Here is a 21,322-nt window from a genome sequence, read left to right on the forward strand (position 1 = left end):
AATCTTTTTAGTAGAAATAGGAGGAGCGATATGGCTAAAATTGTTCTGATTAATGGAAGTATGAATCCAAATTCGCTAGGAAAAAAACTGTTAAACATGGCAAGTCGAACGCTGCAGAAGAAAGGACACGATACAGAGATCATTTGTGTATGTGATACGAACTTTCCTTTATACAGCCCAGCAGTACCTCTAACAGAAGAGATGAATATCGTTTCAGAGAAAATAAAGGCGGCTGATGCTTTCATTATTTCTTCGCCAGAGTATCATGGAGGGTACTCTGGCGCACTGAAAAACTTACTGGACTACCAAGATGGATCAGGATTTAAAAATAAAACCATCGCACTAATGTCAACTTCAGGCGGAATGAGATCAGGCATCAACACCCTGAACTCGATGCGCTTAATATTTCGTTCTTTACATGCTCATGTTATTCCTCAGCAAATCTCTGTGTGTGAAAAAGAGTTGTCAGAGAATAACGAATTAAGCGAAGAAGCTCAATCACAGTTTAAAAGCGTCCTCTTAGGTTTGTTACAAGAGGTCTCCTATCGATTCCAACATAGATCGTGAGTGTGATGAACATGGAAACGTATGGTCATGTATTTGCCGGATTATATAATAAAAAATGGTCAAACTTCGCTCTTCAAGCAGCGCCAAGAATTTGGAAATATTACGTTGAACAGGCTATACACCTTGATAACAATTATGTTCTTGATTTATGTTGCGGAACAGGGCACTTAGCTCATTATTTTCTAAAAAAAGAATTTCAAGTAACGGGTATCGATCTTTCCTCAGGGATGTTGAATTACGCAAAGCGAAACAATTCCAGATATGTTGAGACAGGACAGGCTGCATTTGTACAGGCAGATGCAACTGATTTCAAGTTGGAGCAGAAATTTGGTCTCATTGTTTCAACATTTGATGCCCTTAACCATTTACCTGATATACATGCCTTAAAGAGATGCTTTCGTTCCGTTTATAACGTGACCGATGATCACGGGATCTTTATTTTTGATCTGAATACCAATAAAGGTCTTAAAGGATGGACCAATATCGTGATTGAGGACAATGAGGAATCCATGATTGTATCTAGAAGTTTCTATGACGAAATGAATTTAAGAGCCGTTACAAATATGACAGGTTTCTCTAAAAACCAAAATGGGGATTACGACAGATTTGTACATTCAATCACCAATACCTGTTTTAGGTTAGATGAAGTAAAGGCCGCTCTTCTAGAAGTGGGATGGAACCAAGTCCACTTTTCCAAAATGAAAGACTTATCCGCCCCTATTGAAACCCCGGAAGAAGAGGACCGTATTTTTATTGTTGCGCAAAAGAACGAATCGTCTGATAATATGAAAGCACACATGTCAAGGAATTAAAAACACTCTCATTTAAGTCGCTAATTTAGCGACTTTTTACGTTAATGGGGACAGTTTTCCATAGAGCTAAAATACACGGAAGGATATTCGAAGAAAGGATTGGAGCACGACCTGAATATGGTTTAGAAAATGGCGTAATTTGTTGGTCTGTTGTCACCCTGTGCTAGTTACATATCAGAAAGTTAAGGGTATCATCATATTCATGAGTCAGCGAAGACGAGGAAGGTTTGTCATTCGAGTGTGTCAGTCAACAGAAGGAGGTACAAATGAATGTCATCCCATTCCTATAACCGTATCAAAATGCCACAAGGTCTCTGGGAAGGACTGCGTCAGTTAGGGATTGCCTCACATGATCTAGCTCGTAAAGCCGGATTACCGCTTACCATCATTTCCGAAACGACGGTAAATACCGCTCAATATTATGCTATTTGGCAAGCCTATTCTGACCTTTCAGGCGATATTGCCCAAGGGCTCATCAATCTTGCAACCGTTTATGAAGTAACGAAGTATCCACCGCCGATATTAGCCACTTATCATGCCCGTAATTATCGCGATGCATTGCATCGGATGGCCAGGTATAAACAACTTTGTCCTCCCGAAAGATTAAAGATGGTTGAGGCGGGGGAGAGTTTTACAATTGATCTGGAGTGGATCATCACCGATCAGACTTGTCCGCCATTACTGGTCGGCATCACATTAGCATTCCTGCTTGAATTGGGACGGAAGGGAACAGGACGGCCTCTTATTGCAAGTGCGGTAGAATTTACTCAACCGATGGGAGATGAAAAAGCTCTCGAAGCTTATTTTGGTTGCCCCGTCCGGACAAATGGCAGTAGAAATCGGTTGACGTTACATCGAAAAGACCTGGATCTTTCTTTCCTCACCTACAATGAAGAGTTAATTGAGATTTTGAACCCTGCACTGGATCATACGCTACATGAATACAAAGTAAATCGTTCCATGTCGGACAGGGTCAAATGGATCATGAAGCGTAGCTTAAGCGCCGGACGTCCAGAAGTACAGACTATCGCTAAGGAATTGGGCATGAGTGACCGCACTTTACAGCGCCGATTAACGGATGAGAAAACAAGTTTCGTACATCTGCTCACCCAGGCAAGGCATGAACAAGCACGGATGTACCTGGCAGACTTATCGCTTGATATCAAGGAAGTCGCATTCCTGATCGGATATGAAGATCAGAATTCATTTTACCGTGCATTTCGTGCTTGGGAAGGAGATACACCTGCCAATTGGCGAAGCGAACATGCGGAGAGATACGCCAAACTAGACAGAAATGGAGAAATGGTTTATGGATATGGGATTAAATAATAAAACAGCATTGGTGACAGGCTCCACCAAAGGAATCGGTAGAGCGATTGCTATGGAGTTAGCCCAAGAAGGTGTCAACGTACTTATCAATGGACGATGTGCTGAAGAGGTAGAACGAGTCGTTCGCGAGATCAAATCTGCCTATCCGAACACTTCTCCTCAAAACGCGGCTGCCGATATCGTCAACGCCGATGAACGTGAAGCTTTGTTCAAAACGTTCCCACAGGTTGATATTTTGATCAACAATGCCGGGATTTACGAAATCATGTCCTATTATGATGTAGACGACGCTGTATGGGAAAAATACATTCAGACAAACGTTCTTTCCGCAAACGCACTGACCAAGTTTTATTTACCTATCATGCTGGACAGCGGCTTCGGAAGGGTCATCTTTATCGCGAGTGAAGAAGCTGTGATGCCTGGACATATGCCGCAATATGCTGTAACCAAATCCATGCTACTCTCTTTATCGAAGAGTCTAAGCCAATTGACAAAAGGTACGGAAGTAACGGTCAATACGATCATGCCTGGACCAACCCTTTCGGAGAATGTAGAGCAGATCATAGAGAGTGTCATCCAGGATGAGAGTCTGACCTTTGATGAGAAAGAACAAAAGTTCATGGCGGCCAATCTTCCCCAATCCGAGTTGCAGCGTTTCATCAGACCAAGCGAGATCGGAAGACTAGCAACATTTGTATGCAGCCCTTATGCAGCGCCATTTAAAGGTTCACCGATTCGTATGGATGGAGGAATGGTTCCAACCATTTACTAATGAAGTTACAGCCATAAGTGGTTTACATGGACAGGAACTAGTAATTCAATAACTTGCATAAGCGGACTATCATTCGATAGTTCGTTTTCTTTTATTTGCAGATACAACAAGGAATATTATAAATCAAGATCGAATACAAGATTAAGTAATTGTCTAATTTCCCAAGATTATCTACTGGGTTCCATTAAGACGATTTACCTTCTAAAGGGATGTGAATGGCTATCCTTTTATGAAAATAATTTGAAGGGATTGATAAGTATGAAAACTAAACAATTAATCAATTTGTATATGGACAAAAATAAGGGTTTTGAAAGCGAGGAGCTAATTAATGAAACTGGTATTACAGAATGTAAGGAAGAGTTTTGGTGAGAAAAATGTTTTAAACGATCTAAACTTTCAATTTGAAAAAGGAAAAATCTATGGCCTTCTTGGTCGAAATGGCGCTGGAAAAACAACATTATTCAATTGCCTAGGTGGCGAGATTCAGGCGGATGGCGGCGCAATGGAACTAGTTAACGATGCGACATCGCGGCACTTAGAGGTAGATGATGTAGGTTATGTTTATTCACTGCCTATGTTGCCAGAATTTCTGACGGGATATGAGTTTGTACGATTTTTTATAGATGTTAACGCTGATGTAATCGAAGGGCGAGGAAACAATATTGATGACTTATTCGATATGATGCACATGACATTAGAAGACCGTCACAAACTCATTAAACAGTATTCACACGGAATGAAAAATAAAGTTCAAATGATGCTATTCTTACTGATGAAACCCGCTGTGATTCTACTGGACGAACCGCTCACTTCCTTTGACGTCATTGTTGCGAGCGAGATGAAACAACTGTTGCGTGATCTGAAAAGGGACCATATCCTGATTTTTTCAACTCACATACTGCAACTGGCAACGGATCTGTGCGACGAGTTAGTTATTTTAAATCAAGGGAGTTTGACTCGGATTTCACCTGATATTCTCACTCAACCCGACTTTGAAGCACAGATTATTGAGTTATTGCGACATGAAGGCGAAGAGGGTAGCCAGAAGGAGAATGCCGATGCAGGGAATCTTTAATACAGTTTCTCTCATGTGGCAGTTGCAGGTGATCACGCTAGTCAACCGTTTAATATATTTCATGCAAAGGTTACCGGTGGTAGGCCCTCTCATTAGTGACCAAACATATGCTGCTTTCCGGGCGAAACGCACATTAGGTGCAGTCGCAGTAGTTCTAATGTTTGGCGCTGGTTTATTAGAAAGTTTAATCTACTTCTGCGGAATGCTCGCATTGCCCATACTTTTATGGACGGAAGATCATTATACGGATCGATTTGTACTCGCTCTTCACATGTATTTTTGCATTAGTGGAGTGATGGGTGCAGTAACGGGTGCGAAAGTGCTGGAAACAAATAAGATGAAGTATACTGCGATCAAGCTTATGCGAATAGCGCCAACTCGATTTATGCGAGCTATACTGTTTCACAGGTATACCACATTTTTCTTGTATCAAGGGATAGCCTTTACGCTGGTCTCCTTATTTTTCAATTTTTCGATCAGCCATGTATTGCTGGTCGTCGGAATCATGACTTGTTGGAGAGTCTTATGCGAATTTTTACATTTGGCAATATTTCAGCAGAAAGGCATTGTTCTCATACAGAAAACGTGGGCTACGAGTTTAACAATGTTAATCGCACTTGCTCTCGCTTACCTTCCTTTAACCCAATGGAGCATTCCTTTATTTGGGGCTACGATATTGGATCAACGATGGTTTATGACCATCATCGTGTTGTCAGGAACTGTCGCCGGGTATATTTTGCTCAAACATACGGAATATGCAGCCGCAGTGCGCGCAGTAACAAATAATGCTGATCCGCTGTTGAACACAGAACTCATGATCGCTGATCTTCAACAAAGAATGATCCAGTCGAAGGGGAGCAATCTTAGCCAGCCTTCATCCACTAACCTCCATGTCATTGAGCAGAGCGTCCAAAACACCGTAAACAAAAAGGGATACGAGCAGATGCATGAATTATTTGTTAAGAGGCACTCGAATCTCCTTCGCGCACCGTTCCACAGACGTTTTATCGCTATTATGATCATTGGTTTATTGTTATCTTGCTTGGCATTCATTTTCAAAGATCATATTTCGCTGAATGAAGTAGAAAGATTTACGCCTTTACTCATTCTAGCCATGCTAAGTCTGACGGTAGGTAGTCAAATCTGTAGAATGTTATTCTATCATTGTGATATACCACTTATGCGTTATGCATTTTACCGTAAGGATGCGAAACAACATTCCCTTTTGAGGTTTAAATATATATTAAGCACCAATTTAAAATTAGGCTTGTGTTTTGCGGCTGTCACAAGTGTGCCTGTACTCATATTAAGTGAGGGACGGAATATAGATTCACTTCTTGCTATCTGGATTTTAATCATTACGCTGGCTGTTTTTTTCTCAGTACATCATCTATTGTTGTACTATGTACTCCAGCCCTACACAGTCGAGTTGGAGACCAACAATCCTCTTTTTATAATCGCGAACAGCCTTATCTCATTAGGTATTGTTGTCGCGATCTTTCTAGGGCCTGCACTCTGGTTGTTAACTGCTGCCATAATCGTGTTGACGGTAGGTTATCTATTCAGTGCTGTGCCTCTTGTCAGCAAATATGCTCATCACCATTTTAGAGTCAAATGAGAGTGAACATATTAAACGTTTAACATTAATCCTCCCTTTGAAAAAGAAGGGGGGATTTTGTTATTCATCTGGCATGCAAATGAGGAAGAGATCAATGTGATACTTGAACAAATATCCTTATTTTATAGTCGTCTGGATTCTTTTCTGTCCAATAGGTGTGCAGTTCCAATGCATATACATCTCCGCTTATATACATTCCTTTACGTGCAATGAAATTTTTAATGACAGAATACGTTTGTGGCATGCTATCGTATGATCCTTTGTGATCTATAACTGCATATAAACCTGCAGGTTTGATCAACATCTTTTCTTCAGGAATGGAGGTCTTTATTTGGTTAGCTATGTATTCAGGATAATAGCCCCCGGATTCAAATCGGTCTTTACTTATAATCGTCCAAATCGCAAATTCATGATCGATATAGTGTGTTTCACAAAAGTCTCGATGTTCGGTTAATTTTTTGGCAAACTCCTTATCACCATCACCTATATCCAGTTGGGTAGTTATAAAATATTCCTCTAGGCATTCTAGAATCATTGGTGCGTTTCGTAACTCTACTGTTGCTTCCTCTGTCATCTTGATGGCACTTGTCAAAATATTTTGCATCTGAGTAATTCTACGTTGTTCTCTTTCCAACTCCACCTGTTTTTCTTTTAACATATTGATTAATAGAGGTGTATTTTGCTTCTGGAGAAACACTTTGATCTCCTCTAGTGAACTCCCGGCTTTTTTGAGCACCATAATCAAATCAAGTACAAGACATTGTTGAACGGAATAATAACGGTAGCCTTTAGAATTGACAAATTCAGGTTTTAACAGTCCAATATCATCATAATGAAAAAGGGTATGTTTAGTCACTCCGCAAGTTTTAGCTAGTTCACTGGTTGTGAAATATTCGTTTGATATATTCGACATTTTTCTATCCTCCATGCCTCTATAGCTATGTATTAAATTCGCTGAAATTGTTTGTTGACTATAGGGTTACCCTATACATTATAGTTCAATATGTTAAAAGTTTAAAATAATTCGTACGGAGGAAGATTACTTATGTCAACATTCAAACGCTGGATGATTTTAATCATTGTATCCAGTGCACTCTTACTCATCGTCATGGATATGACCATTCTTTACACGGCTATGCCAACGTTAACACATGAATTAGGTGCGACTGCTTCACAAAAATTATGGATATTAAATGGTTACTCACTTGTTATGGCGGGTTTGCTTCCCGCAATGGGGACATTAGGAGACCGCCTGGGTTATAAACGGGTTTTCTTAATAGGTTTGATTATATTTTCAATCGCTTCACTTACTGCGGCTTTTGCTCCCAACCCCTATGTTTTGATCGCGGCAAGGGTACTTCTTGCTGTCGGAGCATCGATTATGATGCCTGCTACCATGGCAATCGTCAGAGTTACGTTTACAGATCCGCGTGAGTTAGGCTTGGCTATTGGTATTTGGGGTGCTGTTGCCTCAGGAGGTGCAGGACTTGGACCCATTGTTGGTGGACTTCTTCTCGAGTATTTCTCGTGGGGATCTGTATTCTTAATTAATTTACCGATTGCAATACTAGCATTTGCACTAACCATACTGATCGTTCCTAAACATGAAGGGAATAGAAGTAAAAAATTTGACTTAACCAGTTCAATCCAAATTATGATTGCCTTGGTGACTCTAATTTATGCGATCAAGGAGTTTACTCGCCGCGAAGGTTCGGTAACTTTTGCAGTAATCGGAGCTGCTGTCGGCATTGTAGCACTTGTTATCTTTATACGTCGTCAAAACAGAAGTTCTGACCCACTTATTGACCTTTCATTATTTAAGATACCTCTGTTTACCACAGGATTTATTACGGCATTGGTAGGTTTATTTGCTATGACGGGAATCCAATATATTGTGACGCAACGCCTTCAATTAATAGAAGGTTTCAGCCCACTACTAGCCGGAGTATATACGTTAACGATCCCTTTTGCATCTGTCATTGCAGCTCCAGTGACCGGAATGCTCTTGAATCGCTTCAATGTTATTTATATCAAGGGTGCTGTTCTATTCCTTACAGCAGCAGGATTGGGAATCTATCTTGTACAATTTGATTCGGGCATTGCTGGTCAGGTATTTGGACTAGCCATTTTTGGAGCAGGCTTAGGTGGCGGGATGACGGTAGCATCTCATTCTATAATGAGTAGTGCTCCGTATGAAAAAGCAGGTATGGCTGCATCGATGGAAAGTGTGGGATATGAAGTTGGTGGAGCTACAGGAATAGCCATAATCGGCAGTCTATCAGGTCTTGTGTACACATTAACCATGAAAATCCCAACAGGATTGACTGTTCCAGTAAATGTGAAAGATAGTTTGGATGAAGCTTTAATCGTAGCAGAAGGGCTGCCTGGAACAGCCTCGGAAACATTGAAACAGGCCGCGCGATTTGCGTTTGATCAGTCCTTTTTTGCTGTTATTGTAGCCCTTATTGTGTTATTGGTAGTTGCTTCATTAAGCATGTTATGGATTGGATCACGATCAATGAAAAAAGCAGAAGAACCGCGGCGCTTGAGATAAGGCGAGTCGGAAACAGACTCTGAATGCTGTCCAGAATCATCATAAGCAAGTAAAAACCTGTGCGTGCAGGTCTGAAGTTGGGAGCGTTCCCCCATTGAAGTCGCTTTAATAGCGGCTTCTTTGTTTTGATCAGGATAAGCTGATTTAGTCTTATAAATAGTATAATTAATAAAACTTGCTGTTGATCGACAACATGAGACAGGAATTGGGATAACCATCTGGAGGCGATAAATGTGCTGGAATTAGAGTTTGCAACGATAGAGACCTGGGATGAAGCCTTGTGGACGAGGATAGAGCGGATCTATGAAGAGGCTTTTCCAACCGGCGCTAAGCCAAAAGTGATTCTGCGCAGTATGCTGGATCGGGGCATTGGTTACTTACACACGGGCATGCATCATGGGGAAGTGGTCGCAATGGCCGTTACTGGACTCGGGGGGAAGGGCGAAGAACGCATCCTGATCATCGATTATCTCGCGGTTGAACAGAAGTTGCGCGGATCGGGTATAGGAACATGGATGCTGAAACAGCTTCGAGCTTGGGCAACAAGGGAACATGGGGTCAAAGGTATAATTATCGAGGCGGAGTCCGGGACAACGGAGGCACATCTGGAACGTATTCAGTTCTGGCAACGCAACGGCTTCGTTCTGACCTCCTATGTTCATCAATATAGCATGGTGCCAGAACCGTATCAGGCAATGATTTTGCCACTGGGTAGAAGCAAGCATGTGCCTGATGATGGTAAAGCACTATTTCGTTATATCAATGCTTTTCATAGGGTTGCTTATCGGAAGAGCTAGACGCAGTCTAGGTTATAAGATTCTCACTGCGATATTTAGAGGGAGACTGGTTATAATATTTTTTAAACGAATGACTGAATCGTTCCGGTGTTGAAAAACCTGCCGCGATCGCTACCTCCCGAATCGGCAAATCGGTCGTCAGCAGAAGCTGCGCTGTAGCCTCCATACGCGCTTGCCATTTTTTGTCCTTAAACGACATTCCGTATTGCTTCTGCACGGTCCTTTCTGTCTGCCTTGTGCTTAGTCCAATTTTATCTGCAAGCTGTTTCAATGTTATGGATTGATAATCATATAAGAAACTGTTCTCAATGGTCACAAGCCTGCTATCATTTAATGTTTTAACAGGTGCATTCAGTACCGCGGTGGCACCTTGGTGATAATGTCTGATTGTTCGAGCTACAATCATCTCAAGTATGCTCGATGTCATTTGATGAAAACCTATATGTTTGAGTGACACCTCTCGAGCAAGCATCTCAAATAAAGTCATCATGTTTTCCTGATCGGGGCCGATCCAGAAAGGCGTATCCAGTAGCCACCTAGAGAGAAGCCCCTTTCTCGGAAGATGTCTTGTGGTTTGTTTCAGTTGAAGTGGTCCCGTAATAATCTCGAAGAAAATACAATACTCAGCCATGGGGTCCGTTTGATCTGGAATTTGCTCATGCTCGACCTCAGGGCCAGTCATAAACAACGTGCCGGGCGTTAAGGAATAATGCTGGCCGTCGGCAATAAGAAGCCCCTTACCGCTCGGAATATAATGAAGCTCATAGCTTCCATGACTGTGGCTGTGTTTGGGCATCGTTTGATGAAAATAACCGAATTTTACATAAAGTACGTTAAGGACAAGGTCATCGAGTTTTAACTTGATATCCATATCATCAATATCTATCGGGGGTAGATTCATGGTCTATTCTCCTCTGTCATAATGCGACATCATGAACGGAATTTGGTCGGCTCTTGTGATAACACAACTCCATTGCTCATCTTTATAATTATATCTATGAATCCAAGATTGGGAAACGGGGGAGAAGAAGTTGGGAAAAACGAAAACGCGAACTAATCTGTACGATAGAGGCAATTACGCTCTGCATTATACCGAAATACCCGCTTTAAATCCGGGTCATGCCTGGAGAGATGGCATGGTGAGTGGTAATGGAAGAAACGGCTATATCACGTCAGGTTCACCGTATTCCGACAGCTTTATTTTTCAACATATGTGGTTCAATTTCCCTTCCGCTGACCCCAGAGAGATACCACCAGAACTGACTAGTCAATTGCAGGAAGCCAGACAAAATGTATTTGAACAGAATGACCAATGGAAAATCAAACACAACAATGGTGAGACCCGTGTAAGAACATTCTATTACAGCTACCATCCAGGTCATCAGCTTCGCTTGAACATGGTGAACAGAGGACAAGTTGCAGATTATGAACGTTGGACGAACTATGAAACGGCTGAAACTGGCGTAAAATATCGTGATAACGACGGCCTGTGGGTACGGACCTCGTTTACATCCAGAACAGATGACGTGTCCATCACCAAGCTGGAGCATTCGGATCTTGGCAAAAAAATAACTATGGTGTTGCAGCTTGATGATATATCACATATGGACGGAGCGCATAATGGGATGTCCGAAGTTCATGCACTTCGATACAAAAAACTGGTGGATCCCGAAGCCCGTTATCTTGCTCAAGTGGCCCACTATCCATCTTATGCAGGCAGTGAGTTGTGCCATGGAGGATATGCCGGAGTCACTCAAGTTATTGTTGTTAATGGTACGAAGGAACGTATTGAGCTGGAAGATACCCACGAGGAGATGAATGTAGGACTTGAACGGAACCCTGCAATTCAGATTAAAGATGCCGATGCTGTATTTCTGATCACAACTTCGGGACGAACTCATGAAATGGGCAGTATAGAGAACTTTGCCGACTGCGCAAGCTACTTCCTTGTAGATGAGTTGTTACAGCAAACCCAGTCGGTCGTGGAGAAGTATAGTCATGCGCAATGTGCATTTGATTATGAACAGGCACTTTCATTACATGCCGCATGGCATTCCCGTGAATTTAACACTGTACGTTTTGCTCTCGGTGGTGATGAGGAACACAAAGATGTGGATAATCTGAAACTCATTGAACTGCAACGGGCATCCCCAAACCGAATTAATCATGCATTTATGGAACAGGTCTATAACCAGGGGCGGTATGCTATGATCTGTTGCAGCGGAAGCAGTGCACCTCGCTTATACGGAATGTGGACAGGCGAGTGGAATCCGGGATGGAGAGGCATTTACACACTTGATGCGAATGTGAACCTGCAGGTCGCAGCCATGAATACGGGGAGTCTGACACAGGCTCAGCTTGGATATATTACATTTTTCCTGAGAAATGCTCCGGATTTTGAAGCTAATGCCCGTATGGCCTACGGCATGCATGATGCGATTCAGGTAAGTGTTAACTCGGACGGAGATCGTGCTATGCATGTCGAATATGATAACGACTATCCTTTTGAATACTGGAATGCCGGCGCGAGCTGGTGTTTACTTCCTATTTTTGAATACTGGCAATGTTTCGGCAATCGCGATATTCCCATAGTAGAGGACATGAACATTGATCGTCTGCAACCGCTGTTATCTGTCAATGATAACGGCTTATCCGATGAGGCATTTGTTAGTTTAAAAGAACGCGGGACGCTGAATCTGCTTCAAGATATTTTGCTACCGCTGCTCACCAAACAGGCTAACTTCTGGGAGCAGATCTGTACACCTGAGTATTTCACAGATGTTGCGGGACAATCACGTTATGAACCAGGCAAACAATCATTACTTGCCGGTGAGCGTTATATGATTATTCCTACGTACTCTCCTGAAAATCACCCAATCGGTTATAACAGCACCATCACCGCTAACGCTACGATGGACATTTCTGCAGCACGAGATGGATTAAACATGGTTATTCAGGCGGAGATGGCTTTAAAGCGCCCAGGATATGACAAAGCGGTAGGCAAGTGGAACAAGTTGCTGGAACAGTTACCAGCATATCGTTACGATGAAGATGGTGCGCTCTGCGAATGGGCCATGGCCGAGTATATTGAAAACAACAATCACCGGCATTTGAGTCATTTATATGCTGCCTGGCCTGCGTATGAAACCCACAGTGATGCTGACCTCGCATCGGCTTCTGCTGTAGCTCTGGCAAACAGAGACCAGTTTAACACAACGGATGCCACAGCAGGACATGGCTGGATGCATAAAGCACTCGTACATGCACGCTTGAAAAATGCAGATGGTGTCCTTCATTCACTTCTGCCGATGATGATCGAAGGGGGTTATTATGATTCTTTAATGACTGATCATGATACCAACCGTAGAAATCATTGTTATTGTACGGACACAGCTTTTGGTGTAGTTGCTACGGTACAGGAAGCACTGCTCTATTCCAACACGGGAGAGATTGAAGTGTTGCCTGCACTTTCTTCAGACTGGATATCGGGTCACATCGAAGGGCTAATGGCAAGAACACAAGTGCAAGTAAGCCGTTTGTCTTGGGACCAATCCGTGGGGATAACAAGCGTAGTTTTGTCCTCACTTATTCAAAATAACACCATTCGACTGAGTTCGGGGTTGCCATGGACAACCGCGCTGGTCGATGGAGTAGAGGTACAAGTTCACATGCATGGCAAGCAGAAATATGTGAACTTAACACTGCAAGAAAATCAGGAGACTTCAATCGTTTTTAGTAGGGCATAGATATGGATTCAGTAGAAACTGACTTTCTTTGAGCATCGTAAAATCCTTTTACAAATATTATCAGTAAGTTATAATACAATCACCCGATGAAATTACCCAACAATAAAGTGAAATATTGTTATTATTCAGTGAAGGAGGTATTGTTATGGTCAAGAAAAAAATTTCGACTGCCCTGAGTGCAACTTTAATCATTTCTATGTTAGCTGCTGGTGTAATCGTTGCGATCCAAGGCACAACCACGTTAGAGGTAGCGAAAACAGCAGGGGATAAAAAGGTTGAAGTTATCAAAGGTATTGAAAACAACTGATACAACTGTCACTAGAATTAAAAGACTGCAACATGATAGAATTTTGATAACATAATGAATGGATTAACCTCAGAATAGTTATATCATCTGAGGTTTTTTTCATTAGTGCAAATATTCTGCTTGAAAATCGCAGGTTTTCAATTGGTGGAGGGAGATATGGACTACAATTCAGGAGAAAAAGCATGGTTTGACACGAAACAACTTAGAAACTCTACTATAGCGGCGGGTCGTCGTCATACCGCCCGTCTTCGATCAGACGGTACAGTGACAGCAGTGGGTGATAATAACTACGGACAATGTAACGTAAGCGATTGGAACCACATCGTCGCAGTTGATGCTGGCAATGTTCATATGGCTACGAACACGGGTAATGCCCACACCGTCGGTCTTAAATCTGATGGTACGGCAGTAGCTACAGGTTGGAATAAGCACGGGCAATGCAATGTAAACGAATGGCGCGATATGGTTGCTGTTTCAGCTGGTTGGTGTCGCACTGTCGGGGTTAAGTCAGATGGAACCGTGGTTGCAGTGGGGCGAAATAACGAAGGGGAGTGCAACGTTAACAGCTGGCGCGATATTGTAGCGGTCACGACGGGGGACTGGCATACAGTCGGCCTCCAATTAGACGGTACAGTAATAGCCGTTGGTAACAATAAGTATGGACAATGTAACGTTAACGATTGGAGCGACATATTAGCTGTTTCCGCCGGGTACCTTCATACGGTCGGGCTTCGATCGGATGGTACGGTTGTGGCTGTGGGTAGGAATAAGGAAGGTGAATGTGACGTAAGCGGATGGCGTAATATTGTAGCTATTGTCGCAGGAAGTTATCATACGGTAGGTCTAAAATCGGACGGTACAGTCATTGCTGTGGGTTCGAATAAACATCAGCAATGCGTTATAAGTGAATGGCAAGATATTAGAGCTATTTCAGCAGGATGTACCCATACCATAGGACTGAAATCAGATGGTACCATGGTTGCTGTGGGTGATAATGATTATGGACAATGTGATGTAATCGAATGGAGTAACATCATGAATAAATAAAAGGACACCCACACAAAAGTGAGTGTCCTTTCTTTCTGTAGAGATTGCATACGTTAGAGATCAAGGATACATTACCTGCCGGCTATTCAGATCTGCAGGTTTTCCTGTTCTTCCAGCAGTCGTTTCAGTTTTTGGCGCTGTCGTTTTTCCTTCTGACGGCGCTCTCGATCTTCAGCTTGCAGAGCTTTGAGAAGGGACACACACATGCCAATAAGTACAACTGCGAATGGCAGCGCAGCTACAATAGAGGCTGTCTGAAGACCATTCAATCCCCCACTAATCAGCAGTACGACCGCAATTGCCGATTGAAAGATACCCCAGGTTAATTTGACTCTTGCACTCGGGTTCAAATTACCATCTGTTGTTAACATGCCAAGAACAAACGTAGCCGAATCCGCTGACGTAATGAAGAAAATCATGATTAAGATTGTGGCAATGAAAGCTACGATCGTGCCTAAAGGTAGTTGCTCCAACATAAGGAATAGAGCCGTTGTCGTATCTTGCTTGACAGCTTCCGCCAGATTTGCAGCATTAAACAACTCCATGTGAAGACCTGTTCCACCAAAGACAGAGAACCAGACAAATCCGAAGAGGCTTGGAATGAGCATCACGTAAATCACGAATTCTTTTACCGTTCTTCCTTTGGATACCCTTGCGATAAAAGTTCCGACAAACGGAGCCCACGCGATCCACCATGCCCAGTAGAATAAAGTCCATGCTCCAATCCAGGTTTCTCTTGAGAACGGCGTTAGTCTCAAGCTCATGTTAACAATATTTTGCAAATAATTACCTAAGGTTGTTGTAAATGTGTCAAAGATAAACGTAGTCGGTCCGGTCACCAATACAAATAACATCAATAGCAAAGCTATAACGAGGTTCGTATTGCTTAGAATTTTAATCCCTCGGTCCAGTCCGGAGGTTGCCGAGATTAAATAAAGTACGGTTACTACCGTAATGATGATCACCTGTACCGTCGTGGAGTTAGCGATACCGAATAAGTGATTCAGTCCTCCACCAATCTGCAGTGCACCCAGTCCAAGTGATGTCGCTACACCAAAAATGGTGGAGATGACCGCCAAAATATCGATGGCCTTGCCAAGCCAGCCTGCCGCAAGACGCTCTCCGATCAAAGGGATAAAGGTGGAACTAATCAACCCTTTATACCCTTTTCGGAACTGGAAGTAAGCAAGCGCTAAGCCGATAACGGTATAGATCGCCCAAGGATGCAGCCCCCAGTGGAAGAAGGAATACCGCATGGAAAGTCTTGCTGCCTGAGCGGTTCCGGCTTCTGCTCCTTCCGGTGCAGATAAAAAGTGGGACAGCGGTTCGGCAACTCCCCAGAAAACCAGTCCAATCCCCATACCAGCGCTAAAAAGCATGGACAGCCAGGAAATCGTAGAATATTCCGGTTCATCATCGTCATCCCCCAGTCTGATATTGCCGAATCGACTGAACGCCAGATAGAAGGCGAAGATCAGGAAGAACAGTGTCGCCAGCAGATAAAACCAGCCAAAATTGTGAATCGAGAAGTTGTAGGCCACGTTAGCCACATCAGCCAGCTGATCAGGAGCAACGGCTCCCCATATTGCAAAGAGTGCAACGATGATAATTGTGATTGTGAATACCATGATGAGACCTCCGTTATGTAAGCTATAGCCAACTAATCCTTAGTATTGCTAGTCCGGCTTGTAATCATGCGAAAAGCCAGCTGTTGATAATTTAAAACAAACCGCTATGTAATGAAACACTGGCCGGCTGAATTTTAGTTACAGAGAACCGTAACTCAAACTATGAAGTAAAACAAAATGTCAAAACGATAAAAAAAAGCCCGACACTTTATTGAATCAAGCATCGGTCTTTACTTATTATTTATCCGTATCATGGATTTCGATTTGAAATTGATCTGAATACGATTTGAGGTTATCAGCAAGGAGGGTCAGCTCTCCGGAAATGCCTGATAGTTCATTGGCCGAACGCTGTTGCTCTACAGCACTGGCGGAAACTTCTTCGGACATGGCTGATGTTTCCTCAGTTGTGGAAGCAATGTAACTCAAATGTTGCTCCACCTCTTGGCGAATGGATTGCATATGGATTGTCCGATTTTCCAGACGTTGAGCAAGCTCATGCACTTCAGAGGATAACCGGCTTACCTGTTTGAAGCTTTGAAGACATTCAGCGATCTGTTCTTCCTGCTCCTTGGCAGCTAACATATTTGAATCCAGATGCGTTCCCATATGATGAATTTCTTGAACAAAAGAACTCAGTATCTCATCAATCTCCTGAATCGAACGTTCGGATTCTTGAGCGAGATGTCCCATCTCATTAGAAACAACTCCAAAGCCTTTACCTGCTTCACCAACACGAGCTGCTTCAATCGAAGCATTCAAAGATAAGATTTGAGTTTGTTTTAATATGTTGTGAATCTGTCCACTGATGGAAGAAGCAAGTTCCGAACGTGTCGTCAGCGACTTGGAAATATTCTGTTGATCCTCAACAAGTTTGGCGTTCTCACGGCCCTTTTCTAGCAGAACCTCATGTTGGCGTGTCACTTGTATTTGCAATGCAGATAACTGATCGGAAGTACGGGTGAACTGTTCCACATAAGAACCTACTTCATTCATAATACTGCCCAGATTTTCAGAATGCTGGACGGAGTGTTCTGTCTCTTCAGCTTGTTTCATGGAGCCTATGGCAATTTCCTCGATGGCTCTGGAAAGCTCTTCAGACTGACGCTGATTGGTAAGAGATGTTTTGGCAATATTTTTAGAAGCCTGTTGCAGTGTAGAAGAACCTTGTTGTATTCCCTTCATAATATTCGTTAGTTGCACAACCATAGTATTAATTAGGTTACTGATGTCCCCGAGTTGATCGTTTGTCATCTGAGTGGATACAACCCGGAGATTTCCGGAAGAGACCTGTTCCAGGCTTGACTTAATGTCAGATACTTGACGAAGGATTCCTCTTACGACAAGCCACATGATGATGAACGATAAAATTAAAACCACTGCAAAAATCGGGATAACTTTACCATACGTATTATTCAACGTTATTGCAGAGACGCCTTCAACTTCTGCTGCAGACTGATCCATACCCAAATAACCAATAATCGTTCCTTGCGAATCTTTAATTGGTGTAAAAGAGGACATAAGCAGTCCCCAGACAGGATCTTCGACGATGCCAGTCGTTACAACTTCACCGCTTGCCAAACGTTCTAGAGTTTGAGAATTCAGCTCAAACGCAGTCCCGTAAGGACTGTATTCCGCATCTCCCCAATCCGCGCCATCCACGGTGTATATCCATCCATTTGGTGTTTTATTATACATATAAACATAAAGGGCTCCCGATTGAAGGCGAGCCTTAACAAGCTGTTCTCTAAGTGTTTTGTATTCAGAGCTTTCCTCCGAACCTGAAGTGTATAAGGAGTTGATTAATGCCGATTCCTTACCCATCTCAGAAGCGATGTTCACTGCAAGCTTCTGGTTGTTATGCTGCATTGTCATTAAGGATGAATTTTCACTGGAGTAGTTCGTGGCCCACAGAATCAGACCGCCCATAGTCAGTAGTGGGACAAGGATGATCAAATATAGTTTTAACCTTAAATCCATTCTTTTGTTGCGCGTGTGTTTCATGTTCTGTTCCCCCTCGGAAGTAAATAAAGCATAAGGCTATATGTATAGCTCCATACTCTTTATCGTAAAAATGACGAGGGAACTGTAGACTGATTCATAATTTAGTTGCATCCGCTCATGTTTTTAGGAGAATGATACTGCATAATAGAATCAAGCGCTTCTCCCAATAAGGATAAGTACAAAATTTGGAGCAAGTATGAATCGGGGTGGTATAGTGTTAAGGCAGGAAGCAATAAAGATTATCATTGAAAATGATATTACTAAACTAACCAGAGATGAACGTGAAGCAATGTTATTGAATTCCTGGGGAATTGATGAAGATGACCCGGAATTTCATTTTTTTTCGAAATCTTTGCAGGATGAACTGCTTAGTTCAGATGAACCAACAAATGATATAATGCACATTCGTTACAACGAATTGTTATTTAAGGTGTCTGAAGGCAGTTTCTATGGAAAACCTAACGAATATTTATCTAAACTCCTCTCAGAAATAGCAGGGAGCGATATTGAGGTTGAAGGCCGCGTGGAGCAATTATTAGCTTGTCCTTGTTGTAATTATGAAACCTTGGAACAGAGAGGAGAATATGATATTTGTCCAGTTTGTTTCTGAGAGGATGATGGTAACAATGATCCAAGCAGGTACAGTGGACCTAATCACATGACATTGTCAGAAGGCAAAAGTAATTACGAAAAGTACGGAGCATGCTCAGAAGGAGAAGCTGATTTCGTAAAATCTAATCGATATGAAATCTACAAAAAGGCTGATTAAGAAATAAGGCCTTTTGTTTGGAGTACTGTTAAAGAACTGACCCCTAACGACCATATTTATGGAGAGCTCAGTATCGGGAAAAACTCGTAAAAACCCATAATCACGAAAGGAGGAGTCCCCAAAAGGGGACTCCTTCTATTTAGCTCTAATCAGTCGATTTAGTTCTACTTCGATCGATTAAGATGCAATGGATGGTTCTTTTCCGCGCTTTCCTGATTTAGTATTTTGTAGGTTGATCGGCCTGCATATAATGGAATCTCAAGCTTTGAGAAGTCGGGGAGTCCATTCTCTAAAAAACATGAATCATCTCTATAGCGCTGAACAATTTCTCCTGCGATCCACTCATGGTCGCCAAAACTTGTAATGCTCAGCGAACGGCATTCATAAGCAAAGTAGGCATCCGTAAGAACAGGTATATCGACTTGAAGTCCTTCTTCATACTCAATATTAAATTCCTTGAATTTGTCCAAATCTCTTCCACTGTATGTTCCAACGGCTTGAATTATTTCTGAACAATGTGCAGGCAAAAAGTGTACACCGAATGCTCCGCTTTGCTCTATTAGTGTATAGGTATAGGTCTCTTTGCGAAGAGATATGCCATATATTCCTGGTGAAGAGCCGATGTAAGTGTGCCATCCTGAAGCCATAATATTTTGCTTTCCCTCATGACGCGCAGTCACTATTGCAACCATTCCGGGGTATGAGTACCATGATTCGTCTTGGATCGGTTGTCGCATGAAAATCACTCCTCGTAACCATATTTTCAGAGCTAAACTTGAAAAGGCCACCCGTCTGAAAAACAACAATCATATTATCGGGTATCGATATGAAAGATGCCAATCTCATTATAGTGATCTAGCTTGTAATCAATGGTTCCTAGGCTACAGTTCAACACGTCCATTTGCTTCACGATATTTTGCCGATGTTGCTGTAACATTTCTTTCCTCTGTTCACTAGTACTTGAACCTTCCAGACAGAGCAGCATGAATGCTTTTATATCCTCAAGTGGCATACCACTATCTCTCAGACAGCGTACTAATTCCAGCCAACATATATCCATCTCGGAATATTTACGGGCACCGTATTCTGTCTTTTTCAACAAAGGCATCAGACCTGTCCGATCATAGAACCGCAGCGTGGAAGCAGGCAACTGGGTGCGTTCTGCAACTTGTTTAATCGTAAATTCCAAACAAATCTTCCTTTCAAAAAAAAGGTTGAAGGTATTGACTTAAACCTAAGTTTAACTACTATCCTAAGATAGTACAATAGAGCGTTTTCATAAATAGCCTCTAGTCAAACCATTCTCAAAAAGGAGTGATTCAGTTGAAATACAGAAAGCTGGGTAGAAGTGGATTGAAAGTTAGTGAAATTGGATTAGGAAGCTGGCTGACCTATGGATCGGCCACTTCTGAGGAGGCAGCGCGTGCATGTATGCATAAAGCATACGAACTCGGTGTCAACTTTTTTGATACGTCGAATTCATATACAGGTGCTGAAGAGGTCATGGGAAGTACGTTGAAGTCGTATTCACGCAGTAGTTATGTCCTTGCTACAAAATTGTTTTTCCCGCAAGGATCGGGACCGAATGAACGTGGATTGTCCCGTAAACATATCGTCGAGCAGTGTGAGGCGAGCTTGAAACGATTGGGCACAGATTACATTGACCTCTACCAATGTCATCGTTTTGATTCCGAAACTCCTGTTGAAGAGACGCTTCGAGCATTGGATGATCTGCAAGCGCAAGGTAAGATTTTATATGCAGGTGTCAGTGAATGGACGGCCGCACAGATTGCGGAAGCCTCCGGAATCAGCAAAAGTTTGAATCTGCGCCCGTTGATTTCAAATCAGCCAATCTACAATATGTTTGAGCGATATATCGAGAGAGAAGGTGTGATTGAGCAATGCGAGCAGGAGGGACTTGGTCTCATTGTGTTCTCTCCATTAGCACAGGGTGTACTCACAGGCAAATACAAACCAGGACAGCAAATTCCAGAAGGCACACGGGCTGCGAATGATCAAACAAATGGTGTCATCAACAGTTATTTACGTGAGGATGTGCTCCAATGTACTGTACAACTATCGGAAATGGCTAACGAACTCGGGGCAACCTTATCCCAATTCGCATTAGCATGGATTCTCCGACAACCCGCAGTAAGCTCTGCCATTATTGGCTCCAGCAGACCCGTTCAGATTGAAGAGAATCTCAAAGCAATTGAGCTTAAGCTTACACCGGATATTATCTCGGAAACAGAAAAAATCCTGTCTTCCATCAGCCATTTTGTGCCAATGCGGTAACAACG

Annotated in this window: 18 protein-coding genes and 1 pseudogene; 13 read left to right on the forward strand and 6 right to left on the reverse strand. The window is 42.6% G+C overall.

From position 1 onward, the window contains the following. Nucleotides 1–30 precede the first annotated feature (30 nt). From MKY23_RS15100 to MKY23_RS15125, 6 genes are all read left to right on the forward strand, one after another. The gene (locus MKY23_RS15100) at nucleotides 31–567 is read left to right on the forward strand and encodes an NAD(P)H-dependent oxidoreductase (RefSeq protein WP_339830544.1); all 537 of its coding nucleotides are present in this window, start codon (nucleotides 31–33) and stop codon (nucleotides 565–567) included. An 11-nt stretch (nucleotides 568–578) separates the two neighbouring features. Continuing rightward, nucleotides 579–1,379: a class I SAM-dependent methyltransferase gene (locus MKY23_RS15105; protein WP_339830546.1), complete on the forward strand. Its 801-nt coding sequence runs from the start codon at nucleotides 579–581 to the stop codon at nucleotides 1,377–1,379. A gap of 270 nt (nucleotides 1,380–1,649) precedes the next feature. After that, a complete protein-coding gene (locus tag MKY23_RS15110; RefSeq protein WP_339830548.1) occupies nucleotides 1,650–2,708 on the forward strand; it encodes a helix-turn-helix domain-containing protein in 1,059 nt (352 codons plus the stop codon). Continuing rightward, a complete protein-coding gene (locus MKY23_RS15115) occupies nucleotides 2,689–3,480 on the forward strand; it encodes an SDR family NAD(P)-dependent oxidoreductase (RefSeq protein WP_154959207.1) in 792 nt (263 codons plus the stop codon). The genes MKY23_RS15110 and MKY23_RS15115 overlap by 20 nt, the downstream gene beginning before the upstream one ends. A gap of 328 nt (nucleotides 3,481–3,808) precedes the next feature. Beyond that, nucleotides 3,809–4,555 (forward strand): ABC transporter ATP-binding protein, encoded by a 747-nt coding sequence (locus MKY23_RS15120; protein ID WP_154888732.1) that lies wholly within the window; start codon nucleotides 3,809–3,811, stop codon nucleotides 4,553–4,555. Then, nucleotides 4,539–6,173: a hypothetical protein gene (locus MKY23_RS15125; RefSeq protein ID WP_339830552.1), complete on the forward strand. Its 1,635-nt coding sequence runs from the start codon at nucleotides 4,539–4,541 to the stop codon at nucleotides 6,171–6,173. Before MKY23_RS15120 ends, MKY23_RS15125 begins: the two co-directional genes overlap by 17 nt. A 91-nt stretch (nucleotides 6,174–6,264) precedes the next feature. Here the strand turns inward: MKY23_RS15125 and MKY23_RS15130 are convergent, their stop codons facing one another. Next, nucleotides 6,265–7,086 (reverse strand): MerR family transcriptional regulator, encoded by an 822-nt coding sequence (locus MKY23_RS15130; protein ID WP_186811726.1) that lies wholly within the window; start codon nucleotides 7,084–7,086, stop codon nucleotides 6,265–6,267. Between the two features lie 132 nt (nucleotides 7,087–7,218). On the opposite strand from MKY23_RS15130, the gene MKY23_RS15135 reads away from it, so the two are divergent. Beyond that, nucleotides 7,219–8,727 (forward strand): MFS transporter, encoded by a 1,509-nt coding sequence (locus MKY23_RS15135; RefSeq protein WP_154888726.1) that lies wholly within the window; start codon nucleotides 7,219–7,221, stop codon nucleotides 8,725–8,727. 233 nt (nucleotides 8,728–8,960) lie between these two features. Beyond that, a complete protein-coding gene (locus tag MKY23_RS15140) occupies nucleotides 8,961–9,524 on the forward strand; it encodes a GNAT family N-acetyltransferase (RefSeq protein ID WP_154888724.1) in 564 nt (187 codons plus the stop codon). A gap of 7 nt (nucleotides 9,525–9,531) precedes the next feature. Here MKY23_RS15140 and MKY23_RS15145 read toward each other — a convergent pair whose 3' ends face one another. Then, entirely contained in the window at nucleotides 9,532–10,425 is an 894-nt protein-coding gene (locus MKY23_RS15145; RefSeq protein ID WP_154888722.1) for an AraC family transcriptional regulator, read from the reverse strand. A gap of 130 nt (nucleotides 10,426–10,555) precedes the next feature. Here MKY23_RS15145 and MKY23_RS15150 point away from each other — a divergent pair, with 130 nt between their 5' ends. The 3 genes from MKY23_RS15150 to MKY23_RS15160 all read left to right on the forward strand — a co-directional run bounded on the left by MKY23_RS15150 (nucleotide 10,556) and on the right by MKY23_RS15160 (nucleotide 14,624). After that, a complete protein-coding gene (locus tag MKY23_RS15150) occupies nucleotides 10,556–13,270 on the forward strand; it encodes a glycoside hydrolase family 95 protein (RefSeq protein WP_261769258.1) in 2,715 nt (904 codons plus the stop codon). Between the two features lie 145 nt (nucleotides 13,271–13,415). Continuing rightward, entirely contained in the window at nucleotides 13,416–13,577 is a 162-nt protein-coding gene (locus MKY23_RS15155) for a hypothetical protein (RefSeq protein WP_186809642.1), read from the forward strand. Between the two features lie 156 nt (nucleotides 13,578–13,733). After that, on the forward strand, nucleotides 13,734–14,624 hold the full coding sequence (locus MKY23_RS15160) for a chromosome condensation regulator (protein ID WP_154959214.1): 891 nt from the start codon (nucleotides 13,734–13,736) through the stop codon (nucleotides 14,622–14,624). A gap of 86 nt (nucleotides 14,625–14,710) precedes the next feature. Here the strand turns inward: MKY23_RS15160 and MKY23_RS15165 are convergent, their stop codons facing one another. Further along, nucleotides 14,711–16,252 carry a BCCT family transporter gene (locus MKY23_RS15165; protein WP_154959215.1) on the reverse strand — a complete coding sequence of 514 codons (1,542 nt, stop codon included), beginning with the start codon at nucleotides 16,250–16,252 and terminating at the stop codon, nucleotides 14,711–14,713. A gap of 237 nt (nucleotides 16,253–16,489) precedes the next feature. Next, nucleotides 16,490–18,253, reverse strand: a complete 1,764-nt coding sequence (locus tag MKY23_RS15170) for a methyl-accepting chemotaxis protein (protein ID WP_339830561.1) — start codon at nucleotides 18,251–18,253, stop codon at nucleotides 16,490–16,492. Between the two features lie 289 nt (nucleotides 18,254–18,542). On the opposite strand from MKY23_RS15170, the pseudogene MKY23_RS15175 reads away from it, so the two are divergent. Further along, a pseudogene (locus MKY23_RS15175) lies at nucleotides 18,543–19,022 on the forward strand (CPCC family cysteine-rich protein). 164 nt (nucleotides 19,023–19,186) lie between these two features. Here MKY23_RS15175 and MKY23_RS15180 read toward each other — a convergent pair. After that, a complete protein-coding gene (locus MKY23_RS15180) occupies nucleotides 19,187–19,759 on the reverse strand; it encodes a flavin reductase family protein (RefSeq protein ID WP_336120003.1) in 573 nt (190 codons plus the stop codon). A 74-nt stretch (nucleotides 19,760–19,833) separates the two neighbouring features. Further along, nucleotides 19,834–20,211, reverse strand: coding sequence for a MerR family transcriptional regulator (locus MKY23_RS15185; RefSeq protein WP_339830565.1), 378 nt, complete (start codon nucleotides 20,209–20,211; stop codon nucleotides 19,834–19,836). Between the two features lie 134 nt (nucleotides 20,212–20,345). On the opposite strand from MKY23_RS15185, the gene MKY23_RS15190 reads away from it, so the two are divergent. Continuing rightward, nucleotides 20,346–21,317, forward strand: a complete 972-nt coding sequence (locus MKY23_RS15190; protein ID WP_221789589.1) for an aldo/keto reductase family protein — start codon at nucleotides 20,346–20,348, stop codon at nucleotides 21,315–21,317. Nucleotides 21,318–21,322 lie beyond the last annotated feature (5 nt).

It is taken from the genome of Paenibacillus sp. FSL R7-0272 (genome assembly GCF_037969905.1).
Taxonomy (GTDB): Bacteria; Bacillota; Bacilli; order Paenibacillales; family Paenibacillaceae; genus Paenibacillus; species Paenibacillus polysaccharolyticus.

Coding starts and splice junctions, on each gene's coding strand:
- MKY23_RS15165 (WP_154959215.1), bottom strand. CDS start 16,252: ATGGTATTCACAATCACAATTATCATCGTTGCACTCTTTGCAATATGG.
- MKY23_RS15135 (WP_154888726.1), top strand. CDS start 7,219: ATGTCAACATTCAAACGCTGGATGATTTTAATCATTGTATCCAGTGCA.
- MKY23_RS15170 (WP_339830561.1), bottom strand. CDS start 18,253: ATGAAACACACGCGCAACAAAAGAATGGATTTAAGGTTAAAACTATAT.
- MKY23_RS15130 (WP_186811726.1), bottom strand. CDS start 7,086: ATGTCGAATATATCAAACGAATATTTCACAACCAGTGAACTAGCTAAA.
- MKY23_RS15110 (WP_339830548.1), top strand. CDS start 1,650: ATGTCATCCCATTCCTATAACCGTATCAAAATGCCACAAGGTCTCTGG.
- MKY23_RS15115 (WP_154959207.1), top strand. CDS start 2,689: ATGGATATGGGATTAAATAATAAAACAGCATTGGTGACAGGCTCCACC.
- MKY23_RS15145 (WP_154888722.1), bottom strand. CDS start 10,425: ATGAATCTACCCCCGATAGATATTGATGATATGGATATCAAGTTAAAA.
- MKY23_RS15100 (WP_339830544.1), top strand. CDS start 31: ATGGCTAAAATTGTTCTGATTAATGGAAGTATGAATCCAAATTCGCTA.
- MKY23_RS15120 (WP_154888732.1), top strand. CDS start 3,809: ATGAAACTGGTATTACAGAATGTAAGGAAGAGTTTTGGTGAGAAAAAT.
- MKY23_RS15105 (WP_339830546.1), top strand. CDS start 579: ATGGAAACGTATGGTCATGTATTTGCCGGATTATATAATAAAAAATGG.
- MKY23_RS15155 (WP_186809642.1), top strand. CDS start 13,416: ATGGTCAAGAAAAAAATTTCGACTGCCCTGAGTGCAACTTTAATCATT.
- MKY23_RS15160 (WP_154959214.1), top strand. CDS start 13,734: ATGGACTACAATTCAGGAGAAAAAGCATGGTTTGACACGAAACAACTT.
- MKY23_RS15125 (WP_339830552.1), top strand. CDS start 4,539: ATGCAGGGAATCTTTAATACAGTTTCTCTCATGTGGCAGTTGCAGGTG.
- MKY23_RS15180 (WP_336120003.1), bottom strand. CDS start 19,759: ATGCGACAACCGATCCAAGACGAATCATGGTACTCATACCCCGGAATG.